Here is a 14188-nt window from a genome sequence, read left to right as displayed (position 1 = left end):
ATGATGCCGCCCTTATCTCAGTAACAGAGTGCTATCACGCAAAATAAGCCAACCATTTACCGGGAAATATCATTCAAAGGGCATCTTTCCCAAAACTGGATTAAATAAAGTGGAAATGGCATGAGGTAGGATCAAAAAAGCCAGCCCGAAGGCTAGCTAAAGCGCGTTTATGGCCGTTTAGCGCGACGCTTCATCAACCAGTTTGATCGAACTGGCATCATCCTGGCTATGCAGATGATCGTGTTCCGTCTGTGCAATAGTATTTACGCGCTTACGCACGCCAAACCAGCCGAGCACCAGAACCACCGCAATCAGGGGGATAGACGCAATGGTATAAGTGCCGTTCGGGTAGTCAAAAGCCATTAATACCAGCACGCTAAACAGGAACAGCAGCGTCAGCCACGAGGTGAATGGCGCGCCAGGCAGTTTGAAGCTGACATCGTCCGCTTTGCCTTCTTTGATCGCCTTACGCAGGCGCAGCTGGCACACCACGATAAACGCCCATGAAGAGATAATGCCCAGCGAAGCGATATTCAGCACTATTTCAAACACTTGCGAAGGGACATAATAATTCAGCACCACGCCGATAACGTACACACCAATAGTGACCAGGATTCCGGCGTAGGGTACTTGCTGGCCGCTCATTTTCGCCATGAATTTCGGCGCCGATCCGCCCATCGACATAGAACGCAGAATGCGGCCGGTTGAATACAGCCCTGAGTTCAGGCTCGACAGCGCTGCGCTCAATACGACAATATTCATTATGCTGCCAATATAAGGCACGCCGAGTTTAGAGAAGAAAGTGACAAACGGACTTTGTCCCGCCTGGTAGGCATTCCACGGCAGCAGCAGTACCAGCAGTACCACCGAACCCACGTAAAAAAGGCCAATACGCCAAATCACGCTGTTAATGGCTTTCGGCAGCATGGTTTTTGGATCTTTACATTCGCCTGCCGCCGTTCCCACCAGCTCAATCGAGGCGAAGGCGAACACCACACCCTGAATTAACACCAGCGCCGGTAACAAGCCGTGCGGAAACAGCCCGCCATTATCGGTTATTAAATGGAAGCCGGTGGTGCTGCCAGCCAGCGGTTTGCCTGTGCCCAAAAACACCACGCCGACCACCAGGAACACCACAATCGCCAGCACTTTGATTAACGCAAACCAGAACTCCATTTCAGCGAACCATTTAACGCCAATCATGTTCATGGTGCCGACAATCGCCAGCGCGCCCAAAGCAAAAACCCATTGCGGTACATCACCAAACGCGCCCCAGTAATGCATATAAAGTGCAACGGCGATAATATCGACAATACCGGTCATGGCCCAGTTGACGAAGTACATCCAGCCCGCTACATAGGAGGCTTTCTCACCAAGAAACTCACGCGCGTAAGAAACGAAATTACCACTGCTTGGACGGTGTAAAACCAGTTCGCCCAGGGCGCGTAAGATAAAGAATGAGAAGATCCCGCAAACCAGGTAGATGGTTGCTAAGGCAGGACCGGCCGCTTGTAAACGCGCCCCCGCGCCGAGGAACAAGCCAGTGCCGATAGCTCCCCCAATCGCAATCATTTGTACGTGACGGTTACCCATCGCTTTCTGGTAGCCGGTATCGTGAGAGTTCAGCCAACGTCTTTTCGCAGCGCGCATCTCGGCTGCGGTTTTTTTAGTAGATTTCATAGCCTTCCTGTTTGTCCTGACCATCAATCCACGGCAAAACCAATCGATTGCGTTGAGCCGTGCGAAAGGGGTATTTTCCTCTGTGCGCCTGCCTGTGAGTGAGGCCATAGCAGCGCGGGAATTTACGGCGATGAATCCTACCCGTTCTGCATGAACGAAGCAAAATATACCGCGGGGATGCACAGAATGATTTGTAAGAATGATTGGTCATACACAAAAAAACCGGCCACTGGCGGGCCGGTAAAAATGACAGGAAGGGAAAACAGAAAGAAATTTAGCGATAGATTTCTGCCGTGCCCGTCCACAAGCTGGAGTCGCCTAGGTTATCAACCCCAATAACACGATAATGGCTGGCTCCTCTCTCTGCTGCTTTTTGCGAAAGCTGTTCGGTGGCGTCATCTATAGAACCCCGTATACTGGAAACGGATACGCTCCCTAAACTTTGCATGCTTTGCGCCTGATCGCGGTCAATTGGGGTCGCGGCAAAAGACGAGAACGAAGCGGCGGTCAGTAGGGCACCGGCCAGAACTGCAGTCAGTTTTTTCATGGGAGACTCCTCAGTGAAACCTTTTTGTTTATTCCGATTGAATTATTAGCGACGCAATGAAAGCGAACATCAGCGCAATGTAAAGCTATTTAACTTTTAGCCAATGATGCAGACACAATCCTGGGAAAGGTCAGATTTGGTTGTTTTTCACTCAGCACCTAATCGTCTGTTTGCTTTTTGAAGGGGAATAGCCTGGCGCGCAATTTCTCCTCCTTATAAACTCGCGCCAGCATCAGGAATACCAAGGTGTTTGTGAAACGTTCCGTAACCCACAGCATTGCTCAGGCGCTTATCGCCATTGTGCTGTTGTCATTATTAAGTACCGGCCTGGCGTTAATCACCCTTTTCAGTAGTCTGCGCGACGCGGAAGTCATCAATCTGGCCGGTTCGTTACGTATGCAAAGCTATCGCCTGGCGTGGGACGCTGCGCATGAACCGCAGCAGCTTGTGAGTCATTTAGCCCAATATCAGCAGACGCTGGATGCACCGGCACTAAAAAACCTCAATCGCTTCTGGACCCCACGGGACGTATTCAAATATTATCGCCATCTGCGCCGCGCCTGGCCGCAACTGCAACATAATCTGCAACAAGGTGAAGCTCACCGTTATCAGCAGCAGGTGGCGGTTTACGTCAGTGAAATCGATCGCTTTGTGTTGGGTTTACAGCGTTATGCTGAACTGAAGATGCATCTGGTCGTTGCCAGCAGCCTGCTCGGATTGATTGCCATTGTAGCGCTGACGCTGCTGACCATTCGCTTTACCCGTCAACAGGTGGTTCGACCACTGAACGCGTTGGTGACCGCCAGTCGCTATATAGAGAACGGTAACTTCGCTTTTCCTCCGCTGGTCGTTGCTCAGGAAAATGAATTGCAGATGCTGTCGCAAACCTTTAGCAAGATGGCAATGCGCCTGCAACTACATTATCAACTGCTGGAAAGCACGGTACGTGAGAAAACCGAAGCGCTAACCGAAGCCAACCGTACCCTTTCGCTGCTGTATGAAAGCTCGCAAATGTTAACTGCCAGCCCGCTGCATCCGACGCTTTTTGAAAGCGTACTGGCGAACGTGCTGACGCATGAAGACCTGGCCGCTATCCGGCTGGAGAGTGATCACTTTCTGTTTTGCGCCGGTACTGGTCATCCTTCATTGACATGGCAGCGCGTGCCGTTACGGCAGGACGATCGGCTAACGGGCGAATTGCGCTGGCAGGCTAATCACGACGAGCCGCCGGAAGCCTTGATGCACAGCCTGGCGGCAATACTGGGGCGCGCACTCTGGATTTGGCAAACCCAGAAGCAGTATCAGCAAATGTTGTTAATTGAAGAACGTGCCACCATCGCCCGCGAATTACATGATTCCCTGGCCCAGGCGCTGGCATTTTTACGCATTCAACTCACCCTGCTGCGCCGTACTGTAGACCAGGCAGACAGCGCCGCGCAATTTATCATCGCTGACGTTGATCGCGCGTTATCTGATGCCTACCGTCAGCTGCGAGAATTGCTGGCAACCTTTCGTCTTAGCATTGAGCAAGCCGATTTAGTGGCGGCCATGCAGGCAATGATCGCGTCATTGCAAGAACAGGCTGATGCGCGAATTAGCTTTCATTATCAGTCAGGTTTGCAGAACCTTGATGCACAGCAGCAGGTACATGTTTTACAGATTGCGCGTGAAGCATTACTTAACGCCATTCGTCACGCTAATGCCCAGGAAATTCAGATAGCTTATCAACGTACATCTGAAGGTGAGCATGTACTGACCATTTCGGACGATGGTGTGGGCATTGCCAGTTCTGATGAACCGCCGGGACATTACGGCTTAACGACCATGGCGGAACGGGCCGCGCGTTTAGCGGGCAGTTTAAGCATCAGCGTACAGGCGCAAGGTACACAAATAGCGCTGCGCTTTCCGCCACATCCGGGACGTCCACTTGAATAAAGAGACAAAAAGCGTAACCGCAGACATACTGTGCGCGTTACAGCATCTTTTTACCGGGAGTTAACATGCTGACCTTAATGATTGTGGATGACCATCCGCTGATGCGTCGGGGCATTCGCCAGCTATTAGCGCTGGAGCCGCGGCTGGACATGGTGGCCGAAGCCAATAATGGCACCGAAGCGTTGGCTGAAGCACGGCGGCTGTCGCCAGACGTTATTCTGCTCGATCTGAATATGAAAGGCATGTCCGGGCTGGATACGTTAAAAGCCCTGCGCCACGAAGGTATTGCATCTCGTATCCTGGTGCTGACCGTTTCTGATGCACGCGCGGATATTTACGCCATGGTCGATGCTGGGGCTGATGGGTATCTGCTGAAGGACAGCGAACCAGAGAAGTTGCTCAGCCAGATTATGCAGGCGGCGGAGGGTGAAAAAGTATTCAGTGAAGCGGTGGAAAATTATCTCGCCACCCGTCAATACAGCGCCGATCCGTTTCGCCAGCTGACCGAACGCGAACGGGATGTACTGCAGGAAGTTGCGCGAGGATTATCCAACAAACAGGTTGCCACCACGCTACACATCTCTGAAGAAACGGTGAAGGTACATATTCGCAATCTGCTGCGTAAACTGAATGTGCGCTCCCGCGTTGCCGCTACCGTTATGTGGCTGGAGAATCGTATTAATTAACCTGCCGGGCTGTTTTACACTTTCTCCTTAATTTCTCCACGATTTCCTTACCTGTTGCACGTAGAGTAAGTTACGGCAGAAATATCTGGTTGATAGCATTATTATTCCTCTGCCTGTGCGCATGTTTGGTTGAGAAGCCATTTCCATAATAATGACGATACGCTGCTGAGGAGTGTCGATTCGATGTCGAATTTTTTTATCGACCGCCCCATTTTTGCCTGGGTTCTGGCGATTTTATTGTGCCTGTGCGGCACGCTCGCCATTATCGCTTTACCGATTGAGCAATACCCCGACCTGGCTCCTCCCAATGTTCGTATTACCGCTAATTATCCCGGCGCCTCCGCCGAAACGCTGGAGAATACCGTAACCCAGGTGATCGAGCAGAACATGACCGGCATTGATAATCTGATGTACATGTCCTCGAACAGCAGCAATATTGGCCAGGCACGCATCACCCTGACCTTTACCGCCGGAACCGATCCCGATGAGGCCCGTCAGCAGGTGCAAAACCAGCTGCAATCTGCGCTGCGTAAATTGCCACAGGCCGTTCAGTCACAGGGTGTGACGGTCACTAAAACCGGCGACAGTAATATTTTGATGGTCGCTTTTGTCTCAACTGACGGCAGCATGGACAAGCAGGATATTGCAGATTATGTCGCCAGTAACATTCAGGACCCGCTGAGTCGGGTAGACGGTGTGGGAGAAGTGGATGCTTATGGCTCGCAATATGCGATGCGCATCTGGCTTGATCCCAATAAATTGATTGCTTATGCACTCACCACCGATGACGTGGTAAGCGCCATCGAATCGCAAAATGCGCAGGTGGCAGTAGGCCAGGTGGGCGGCTTGCCTTCAGTGGATAAGCAAGCCCTGAACGCCACGGTGAATGCGCAATCGATGCTGCAAACACCCGAGCAGTTCAAGGCTATCACCTTAAAAAATAATCCCGATGGATCGGTGGTGACGCTGGGAGATGTCTCAGACGTAGCGCCAGGCGCAGAGAAATACGATTACCTTAGCCGCTATAATGGTCAACCCGCTTCTGGCCTGGGCGTGAAACTTGCCTCTGGTGCCAATGAGATGAACACCGACCAGCTGGTGCGCGCCCGCATAGAAGAGCTGTCGCACTATTTTCCCCACGGGCTGGAAGCCAAAGTCGCCTATGAAACCACGCCGTTCGTTAAAGCTTCAATTAAAGATGTGGTGAAAACCTTACTGGAAGCGATCGTACTGGTCTTTGGCGTGATGTATCTGTTTATGCAGAACTTCCGCGCCACCCTGATCCCGACCATTGCCGTTCCGGTGGTACTGTTTGGTACCTTCAGCGTGTTGTACGCTTGTGGTTTTAGTATCAATGCATTAACCATGTTTGCCATGGTCCTGGCAATTGGACTCCTGGTCGATGATGCTATCGTGGTGGTGGAAAACGTTGAACGCATCATGAGTGAGGAGGGATTATCGCCTCGTGCCGCCACGCGAAAATCGATGGGACAAATTCAGGGCGCGCTGGTCGGTATTGCGCTGGTGCTGTCGGCAGTATTTGTACCAATGGCGTTTTTTGGCGGCACCGTAGGCGCTATCTATCGTCAGTTTTCAATCACCATCGTTTCGGCGATGGTATTGTCGGTTTTGGTGGCGATGATCCTGACGCCCGCCTTGTGCGCCACATTGTTAAAGCCCACCCCACAGGGGCATCATCACGGGCGGCGCGGCTTTTTTGGCTGGTTCAACCGCCATTTCAACCGCAATGCTGAACGCTATGAACGCGGCGTTGCCCGCATTTTGTTGAAAGGCGGCCGCTGGCTGTTGCTTTATCTCGCTATTATTGGCGTGATGGCGCTTCTGTTTATTAAGCTGCCTTCTTCATTTCTGCCGCTGGAAGATCGCGGCGTGTTCCTGACCCAGGTGCAATTACCGGCAGGCTCAACGTTGCAGCAAACCTCACGGGTGGTGGCTAAAGTTGAGAATTACTACATGACGCAAGAAAAGGACAACGTATTGTCCGTGTTTTCAACCATCGGCGCTGGCCCTGGCGGAAATGGACAAAACGTTGCGCGTCTGTTTGTACGGTTAAAAGCGTGGGAAGATCGCCCAGGCGCGGATCGCACCTCGTTTGCCATCATTGAACGCGCCACCAAAGCATTCCAGAAAATCAAAGAAGGCCGGGTAATTGCCAGCAGTCCACCAGCCATTACCGGCATGGGCAGCTCATCCGGCTTTGATCTACAGTTGCAGGATCATGCGGGCATCGGTCATACCCAACTGATGGCAATGCGTGACAAGTTGCTGGAAATGGCCGACAACGATAAATCACTGTCGCGCGTGCGCCACAACGGTTTGGATGACAGTCCGCAGTTACAGATTGATATTGATGATCGCAAAGCGCAGGCACTGGGGGTTTCGATTGATACGATCAACGACACCCTTACCACCGCGTGGGGTTCAACCTACGTTAATGATTTTCTCGACCGCGGGCGCGTTAAAAAAGTGTATGTCCAGGCTGCGCCTGAATTCCGCATGCTGCCCAATGACCTCAATAAATGGTATGTCCGCAACAGCAGTGGCAGCATGGTGCCCTTCTCTGCCTTCGCCACCAGCCGCTGGGAAACCGGCTCACCGCGGCTTGAACGTTATAACGGCTACGCATCGCTGGAGATCGTCGGTGAAGCCGCTGCGGGTGTCAGCAGCGGCAAAGCTATGGATGAGATGGAAAAACTGGTTAACGCGCTCCCGCTGGGTGTGGGCTTTCAGTGGACCGGCGCTTCCTATCAGGAACGCCTTTCCGGCTCGCAAGCGCCTGCGCTATACGCCATCTCGCTACTGGTCGTATTTTTGTGTCTGGCAGCGCTGTATGAAAGCTGGTCGATTCCCTTCTCGGTCATGCTGGTGGTGCCGCTTGGCGTGATCGGGGCGCTAATCGCAACCTGGATGCGTGGATTGGAAAATGATGTTTATTTCCAGGTCGGACTGTTAACCGTGGTGGGGTTGTCGGCCAAAAACGCCATCCTGATTGTTGAGTTCGCCAACGAAATTAACAGCAAAGGAGGTGAGCTGACCGAATCGACGCTGGAAGCATCACGTCAGCGTCTGCGCCCTATTTTGATGACTTCGCTGGCCTTTATCTTTGGCGTGTTGCCAATGGCCATCAGTTCAGGCGCCGGTTCCGGCAGTCAGCACGCGGTAGGAACCGGCGTAGTGGATGGGATGATCTCAGCTACCCTGTTAGCGATATTTTTCGTGCCGCTATTTTTCGTTGTCGTACGTCGCCGCTTTCCGCTGCGCGAAAAACCGCAGGGTGAATAAATTAAAAGGCAGCCATTTTTCCTGGCTGCCTTTTTTCTGTGTGTGGTAAGAACTCCAGCAAGCAGGGAAATGCCCTGCTTTTCTCTTCACGTGTTACTTGCGTAACATCGCTTCGATAAACTCTTTCCAGTTTTCCATTTCAATATCAATCATAAAGCCCTCTCTTATTGTGCTGGCAATTTTACGCTTCTTTTTTTGCCAGGTGAATACGTTTACACCTGCTATGACTATCGGCGCTGGTCATTAAAATCTTTATTTTTTAATTTGCTTAGGGATGGGCATTTTAGCAACCTGCTAAATTAACAGGGTTTAATGCATTTTTCGTTCAGTGCCAGGCTAAAAACTCACACTGGACGCATTCTAAAAAAAGCATGCTAAGGAAAGGTGCGGGTATAGCGAGAAGTGAAATCGTTTACGTCGTGCTGACGTTACTCAAATTAACCCTTAGTGCGTTTTTTCTCTGCTGACAGGTGTGATGCCGCAACAGATCACACTATGTTAAACTCGCGCTTTATTTTTATGACGGGATGAAGTGATGACAGCGCACTGGATGATGTTTGGGATAAAGAACTGCGACACGATTAAAAAAGCCCGCCGCTTTTTAGAAGCCGCCCACATCGACTATCGCTTTCACGATTACCGCGCGGATGGGCTGAGTGCTGAATGCTTGCAGCAGTTCATCGACGCGCTGGGCTACCAGAATTTACTGAACACACGCGGCACCACCTGGCGCAAGCTGTCAGAGGCCGAACGCGAAGCTATTACCGATGCGGACAGCGCCAAAACGCTAATGCTGGCGCAACCGGCTATGATCAAGCGTCCGCTGTTGCGTGCGCCAGATGGAACGCTGCTGTCCGGCTTCAGTGAAACCACTTACCAGAACTTTATTCAGGAGAAGTCATAATATGTTTTGTCCGGTCATTGAGCTGACGCAGCAGCTTATTCGTCGTCCTTCTCTCAGCCCCGATGATGCCGGATGCCAGGCGCTGCTGATCGCGCGTCTGGAAGCTATCGGTTTCCATATTGAATCAATGAACATCGACGATACCCTGAACTTCTGGGCCACACGCGGCCAGGGCGAAACGCTGGCATTTGCTGGCCATACCGACGTAGTGCCACCGGGCGATGCCAACCGCTGGATCAACCCGCCGTTTGAACCAACCATTCGTGACGGTATGTTGTTTGGTCGCGGTGCGGCAGACATGAAAGGATCGCTGGCGGCGATGGTAGTGGCAGCCGAGCGTTTTGTTGCCGCGCATCCACATCATCAAGGCCGTCTGGCATTTCTCATTACCTCTGACGAAGAAGCCAGCGCGACCAACGGTACGGTAAAGGTGGTTGAACGCCTGATGGCGCGTAATGAACGACTGGATTACTGCCTGGTGGGCGAACCGTCCAGCACTGAGGTTGTTGGTGATGTCGTAAAAAATGGCCGTCGCGGTTCAATCACCGCCAATCTGACCCTGCATGGCGTACAGGGCCACGTCGCCTATCCACACCTGGCCGATAACCCGGTACATCGCGCCATGCCAGCGCTAAACGAGCTGGTGGCAACGGAATGGGATCGCGGCAATGAATTTTTCCCCCCAACCAGCATGCAGATTGCCAACGTACAGGCCGGCACTGGCAGCAATAATGTGATCCCTGGCGAGCTGTTTGTGCAGTTTAATTTCCGTTTTAGCACCGAATCGACTGATACCACGCTTCGCCAGCGCGTCACGGAACTGCTCGATCGCCATCAGTTACGTTACACCATTGAATGGAAATTATCGGGTCAGCCATTCCTGACTTCGCGCGGCAAGCTGGTTGATGCCGTGATCAACGCGGTCGCACACTATAATGAGATCAAACCGCAGTTGCTCACTACCGGTGGAACATCAGATGGCCGGTTTATTGCGCGTATGGGCGCACAGGTAGTGGAACTGGGTCCGGTAAATGCCACCATTCATAAAATCAATGAGTGCGTGAAGGCATCGGATCTGCAAATGCTAAGCCGGATGTATCAACGCATCATGGAACAATTGATCGCCTGATCGCGGTCATAAGGAGCGGGCAAATGGCGTTTATTAAAGATTACTGGTGGATCCTGGTGATCCTGCTGATGGTAGGTGTGCTCATGAATGTCTACAAAGATCTGAAGCGCATCGATCACAAAAAATACATGGATAATAAGCCGGATCTGCCACCGCATCGTGATTTCAACGATAAGTGGGATGACGATGACGACTGGCCAAAGAAAAAGTGAGTTAACGCGGCCTTTGCCATGGCAAGGGCCGTTTTACATCAGCAGCCGGTGACGTCTGGCGCCTCACCGAAATGGCTGGCGCAGGATGGCAGCACGCTCACTGCCCAGCGCTTCAAGCGCGGCTGCAGCCTGCTGGCGTAACGCAGTAATGATCGCCTTGCGTCCGCTCAATCCCGCCTGCTTCGCCAGCAAGGTTAATTCGTCAGATGCATCGACAGCAGCGCGCAGCAGCGGAACCGGCTGATCTGTTGCCCTTAATAACCGCTTTAAAACCGGCAGACTGGCTTCAAAGGGTCGCAACGCCCAGGCAAACCCCGCGGCCAGTTGTGCATCGTATGCCGTAAACTCTTGTTCATCTGCGGGTAAATCTGCGGATGATAATGTCAGTTTTATATCAATAAACTGCCGTAAAACTGGCCAGTCGCGCGCCAGCTGTTGTGCCGCCGCCTCTTGTAAGCGCTGCCCGGCAGGCGTAATGGCGCACATCGCCATTGCCGCGTAGCAGCCACTGCTGGCCTCACGCTGGCTACCAATGCGCACCAGCGTAAAGCCGCAGGCGCGCCAGAAATGCCAAAGCGCGTCGGTATAACCAAAGCTAATGGAAAAGAAGTCGCATTGCGATTCGGCAGCGCGTGCGGCATTAATCAGCGCTAACCCGATGCCCTGACGGCGGCATTCGGCGGCCACCGCAATACGGGTGATGCGCAAAGAACGCAGCATGGCGGCGTCCTTAAATCCGCTGTGTGCTGCTAATGACTGCGCCACCAGATTACCACGCGGCCTTCGCCGACCCGCCCAGACCGCCTGCGCCAGATTGGCCGGTAAATTCCCCTCTTCCACCAGCCACAGTGCGCCTTTTAAGCCCGGTACGTCACCAGCCAGCCACAGATGCATACCGGGAGCATCAAATAAGCGCCGTAAATCCAGTGGCGAAGTGCGGTAGTGCGCGCTGGTCAGTAAGCGATACGCCGCCTCAGGCGGGGCGGGATTGTCAGCCCAGTCAGCAATATCAAACCGTTGAATCAGGGGATCGTTGCTAACCGGCGCAGGCAGCGCATCTTCAAAAATCAGCGCCTGATTTAGCCATTTTTCAAGCGGATCGGCACGTGACCAGCGCAACGGTTCATCCAGAGTGAAACAGGTCACCTGGGGCAGCTCAGCGCAAAATTTCAGCATAAAGCCCCGCCCGGTGCCCTCGTAGCCTTGTACCGTGGTGGACAGTAAGACACGTGGAAAACGCGCGACCAGCGCGTGCAGCAGCGGAGCGGGAATAGCGGCGGCTTCATCAACAATCAGCCAGTCAACATCTGGTGTTATCACCTGTTCGAGAATGGCATCGGGCGCCATAAAGTGATAATGCTCGCCGGCGAAACGCGCTAATACCTCAGTGGAAACTTTTGCCGGGGCGGTGATCAGACAGCGTGTATTTTGCTTAGCCAGCATCCCTGCAAGCGCTGATTTCCCGCGTCCACGCGCAGCGGTTATTACCGCCACCCCCCTGGGCTGATGCAGTAATTGCGAAAGTATGGCGTGCTGTTGCAACGGCGCCTGGCATTGCCAGGCGGGCAACGGTGGTAAGGAGGGAATGTGGCATGGATCGCCCTGACGATGCAGCAATATTTGCTCGTCAGCATTAATCCGTTGCTGAAGATGCCAGATAAAATGTGGCGTTGAAATCGGCTCGGCCACGTCGGCCCAGCGCAGGCTATCGGCATCCGGCTTTTGTGGCCAGTCGTCCCAGGCTGGCACCAGCAATATCAGCCAGCTTCCCGCTTTCAATGTCCCGGCAAGCGCGGCAAAGGCTTCTGCATGAAACCCGTGTCGTGCGTCAAAGATTGCGTGGAGAAATTCCCGCCCAAGCAAAGTGCGCAGCGCACCAGGCGGACAATAAGGGGTAGAAAACAGCGGCGACTCGCTGATACACAGCCAGTCGCCGGTTAGCTCGTCAATCCATTTTTGCGCGCTTAGCTGACACCAGCTCGCTTCACCGCTGATAACACACAGCCGTCGCACCCCCGCCTGCTGCATCTGGCGGCTGATATTTTCACGCGTCATCCGTTACGGGCAAACGTATTGCACTGACCTGGATTACCGCTGTCAAAACCACGCTTAAACCAGGTATAACGCTGCTGAGACGTGCCGTGAGTAAAGCTGTCCGGCACGACGCGGCCCTGGCTTTTTTGCTGCAAACGATCGTCTCCAATCGCTTCCGCCGCGTTCAGTGCTTCCTGCAAATCACCCACTTCGAGCACGTGTTGCTGCTCCATATAATGGCCCCATACGCCAGCAAAGCAATCGGCCTGCAGTTCCATTTTCACGGACAGTTGATTAACCTGGGTCTGATTTGCGTTCTGCTGCATTTCACGCACTTTCGGTTCGATCCCGAGCAGTTTCTGCACGTGATGCCCGACCTCATGCGCAATCACATACCCCTGTGCAAAATCGCCATCCGCGCCAAGCTTGTTTTTCATCTCATCATAAAAGGAGAGATCGATATACACCGTTTGGTCAGCGGGGCAATAGAACGGTCCCATGACTGATTGCCCGGTGCCACAGCCAGTACGCGTCGCGCCGCGATACATCACCAGCTTTGGCGGAACATATTGCTTGTTCATCTGCTGGAACAGGTTGCCCCAGGTGTCTTCGGTGGTGGCGAGGATTACGGAGGTAAATTTTGCCGCCTCGTCCTGATTACTGTTGATACTGCGCTGTTGTTGCTGGCTGGCTGGCGTAACTTGTTCACCCGTTAACAAAGCCGTCAGGTCATAGCCGTAATAACCTGCCACCGCAACGATAATCAGTAGCACGATGCCGCCCTTGCCCCGTGGTAAACGGATCTGGCGTCCGGTCCCATAACCCGACGACTGATCGCGTCGATCTTCTACGTTGTCGCTTTCGCGACGTCCTTGCCAGCGCATGGCTTCACTCCATTTTGTGTTTTGCCTGGATGGCATGATTTTAGTTGCACGCCGGGGTAATCACCAGCTTTACGCCAAAATGAAAGGAGAGCCGAAGCTCTCCTCTCTACACATCAGGTCGTGCGTCAGCCACTCAGTCGAGTTTCACACCCAGACGTTGCGCAACCGCTTCATAAGCTTCGATCAGGCCGCCAAGACTTTGACGAAAGCGGTCTTTGTCCATTTTGTCCATGGTCTCTTTGTCCCACAGGCGTGCGCCATCCGGGGAAAACTCGTCACCCAGCGTCACTTCACCGTTAAACAAACCAAACTCCAGTTTGAAATCGACCAGGATCAGGCCCGCGTCATCAAACAGTTTGCTCAGTACCTCGTTGGCCTTGAAAGTCAGCTGTTGCATGCGTGCCAGATTCTCTTTGCTCACCCAGCCAAAGGTTTCGCAATAAGATTCGTTGACCATCGGGTCATGTTTGGCGTCATCTTTGAGGAAAAGATCGAACAGCGGGGGATTAAGCACCATACCCTCTTCCACACCCAGACGCTTGACCAGTGAGCCGGCCGCACGGTTACGCACTACGCACTCAACCGGTACCATATCCAGCTTCTTCACCAGCGCTTCGTTATCAGAAAGCAGTGCTTCCATCTGCGTCGGAATACCCGCTTCCTGCAGTTTGGTCATAATGAAATGGTTGAATTTATTGTTTACCATTCCTTTACGATCAAACTGTTCGATTCGGGCGCCATCACCTGCTGACGTATCGTTGCGGAATTCGAGTACCAGCAAATCCGGATTGTCGGTGCTGTATACGGTTTTCGCTTTACCGCGATACAACTCAGCTCGCTTTTGCATCTTATTAACTCCAGACATGAAATAACG

At 52.9% G+C, this 14188-nt stretch carries 11 protein-coding genes; 6 read left to right on the top strand and 5 right to left on the bottom strand.

The window, feature by feature from the left end:
• Positions 1-177: 177 nt before the first annotated feature.
• Both ansP and H2P46_RS08175 read right to left on the bottom strand, forming a co-directional pair.
• On the bottom strand, positions 178-1680 hold the full coding sequence (ansP, locus tag H2P46_RS08180) for an L-asparagine permease (RefSeq protein WP_193404644.1): 1503 nt from the start codon (positions 1678-1680) through the stop codon (positions 178-180).
• Positions 1681-1954: 274 nt separating this feature from the next.
• Entirely contained in the window at positions 1955-2227 is a 273-nt protein-coding gene (locus H2P46_RS08175) for a YdgH/BhsA/McbA-like domain containing protein (protein ID WP_193404643.1), read from the bottom strand.
• A gap of 246 nt (positions 2228-2473) precedes the next feature.
• Here H2P46_RS08175 and narQ point away from each other — a divergent pair, with 246 nt between their 5' ends.
• The 6 genes from narQ to H2P46_RS08145 all read left to right on the top strand — a co-directional run bounded on the left by narQ (position 2474) and on the right by H2P46_RS08145 (position 10396).
• Complete coding sequence (narQ, locus tag H2P46_RS08170) at positions 2474-4162, top strand: nitrate/nitrite two-component system sensor histidine kinase NarQ (RefSeq protein ID WP_193404642.1); 1689 nt, start codon at positions 2474-2476, stop codon at positions 4160-4162.
• 65 nt (positions 4163-4227) lie between these two features.
• Positions 4228-4848 carry a response regulator gene (locus H2P46_RS08165; protein ID WP_193404641.1) on the top strand — a complete coding sequence of 207 codons (621 nt, stop codon included), beginning with the start codon at positions 4228-4230 and terminating at the stop codon, positions 4846-4848.
• A 183-nt stretch (positions 4849-5031) separates the two neighbouring features.
• Positions 5032-8151, top strand: a complete 3120-nt coding sequence (acrD, locus tag H2P46_RS08160) for a multidrug efflux RND transporter permease AcrD (RefSeq protein WP_193404640.1) — start codon at positions 5032-5034, stop codon at positions 8149-8151.
• Positions 8152-8686: 535 nt separating this feature from the next.
• The gene (locus tag H2P46_RS08155) at positions 8687-9055 is read left to right on the top strand and encodes an ArsC family reductase (RefSeq protein WP_193404703.1); all 369 of its coding nucleotides are present in this window, start codon (positions 8687-8689) and stop codon (positions 9053-9055) included.
• 1 nt (position 9056) lies between these two features.
• Complete coding sequence (dapE, locus tag H2P46_RS08150; RefSeq protein WP_193404639.1) at positions 9057-10184, top strand: succinyl-diaminopimelate desuccinylase; 1128 nt, start codon at positions 9057-9059, stop codon at positions 10182-10184.
• 23 nt (positions 10185-10207) lie between these two features.
• Positions 10208-10396 carry a YpfN family protein gene (locus H2P46_RS08145; protein ID WP_193404638.1) on the top strand — a complete coding sequence of 63 codons (189 nt, stop codon included), beginning with the start codon at positions 10208-10210 and terminating at the stop codon, positions 10394-10396.
• Positions 10397-10459: 63 nt separating this feature from the next.
• On the opposite strand, the gene H2P46_RS08140 is transcribed toward H2P46_RS08145, so the two are convergent.
• The 3 genes from H2P46_RS08140 to purC all read right to left on the bottom strand — a co-directional run bounded on the left by H2P46_RS08140 (position 10460) and on the right by purC (position 14161).
• Positions 10460-12451: a tRNA(Met) cytidine acetyltransferase TmcA gene (locus H2P46_RS08140; RefSeq protein WP_193404637.1), complete on the bottom strand. Its 1992-nt coding sequence runs from the start codon at positions 12449-12451 to the stop codon at positions 10460-10462.
• On the bottom strand, positions 12448-13314 hold the full coding sequence (gene ypfJ / locus H2P46_RS08135; protein WP_193404636.1) for a KPN_02809 family neutral zinc metallopeptidase: 867 nt from the start codon (positions 13312-13314) through the stop codon (positions 12448-12450). The genes H2P46_RS08140 and ypfJ overlap by 4 nt, the downstream gene beginning before the upstream one ends.
• A gap of 133 nt (positions 13315-13447) precedes the next feature.
• A complete protein-coding gene (purC, locus tag H2P46_RS08130) occupies positions 13448-14161 on the bottom strand; it encodes a phosphoribosylaminoimidazolesuccinocarboxamide synthase (RefSeq protein ID WP_193404635.1) in 714 nt (237 codons plus the stop codon).
• Positions 14162-14188: the final 27 nt, after the last annotated feature.

Source organism: Mixta mediterraneensis (assembly GCF_014946725.1).
Lineage (GTDB): Bacteria > Pseudomonadota > Gammaproteobacteria > Enterobacterales > Enterobacteriaceae > Pantoea > Pantoea mediterraneensis.
The sequence above is the reverse complement of the archived record's forward strand: the minus strand, read 5'-3'. Positions and strand labels throughout refer to the sequence as shown.

Bases quoted from the DNA above. Each gene is read 5' to 3' on its own strand.
- H2P46_RS08145 (WP_193404638.1), top strand. From the start codon at position 10,208: ATGGCGTTTATTAAAGATTACTGGTGGATCCTGGTGATCCTGCTGATG.
- H2P46_RS08165 (WP_193404641.1), top strand. From the start codon at position 4,228: ATGCTGACCTTAATGATTGTGGATGACCATCCGCTGATGCGTCGGGGC.
- H2P46_RS08140 (WP_193404637.1), bottom strand. From the start codon at position 12,451: ATGACGCGTGAAAATATCAGCCGCCAGATGCAGCAGGCGGGGGTGCGA.
- acrD (WP_193404640.1), top strand. From the start codon at position 5,032: ATGTCGAATTTTTTTATCGACCGCCCCATTTTTGCCTGGGTTCTGGCG.
- H2P46_RS08155 (WP_193404703.1), top strand. From the start codon at position 8,687: ATGACAGCGCACTGGATGATGTTTGGGATAAAGAACTGCGACACGATT.
- ansP (WP_193404644.1), bottom strand. From the start codon at position 1,680: ATGAAATCTACTAAAAAAACCGCAGCCGAGATGCGCGCTGCGAAAAGA.
- purC (WP_193404635.1), bottom strand. From the start codon at position 14,161: ATGCAAAAGCGAGCTGAGTTGTATCGCGGTAAAGCGAAAACCGTATAC.
- H2P46_RS08175 (WP_193404643.1), bottom strand. From the start codon at position 2,227: ATGAAAAAACTGACTGCAGTTCTGGCCGGTGCCCTACTGACCGCCGCT.
- ypfJ (WP_193404636.1), bottom strand. From the start codon at position 13,314: ATGCGCTGGCAAGGACGTCGCGAAAGCGACAACGTAGAAGATCGACGC.
- dapE (WP_193404639.1), top strand. From the start codon at position 9,057: ATGTTTTGTCCGGTCATTGAGCTGACGCAGCAGCTTATTCGTCGTCCT.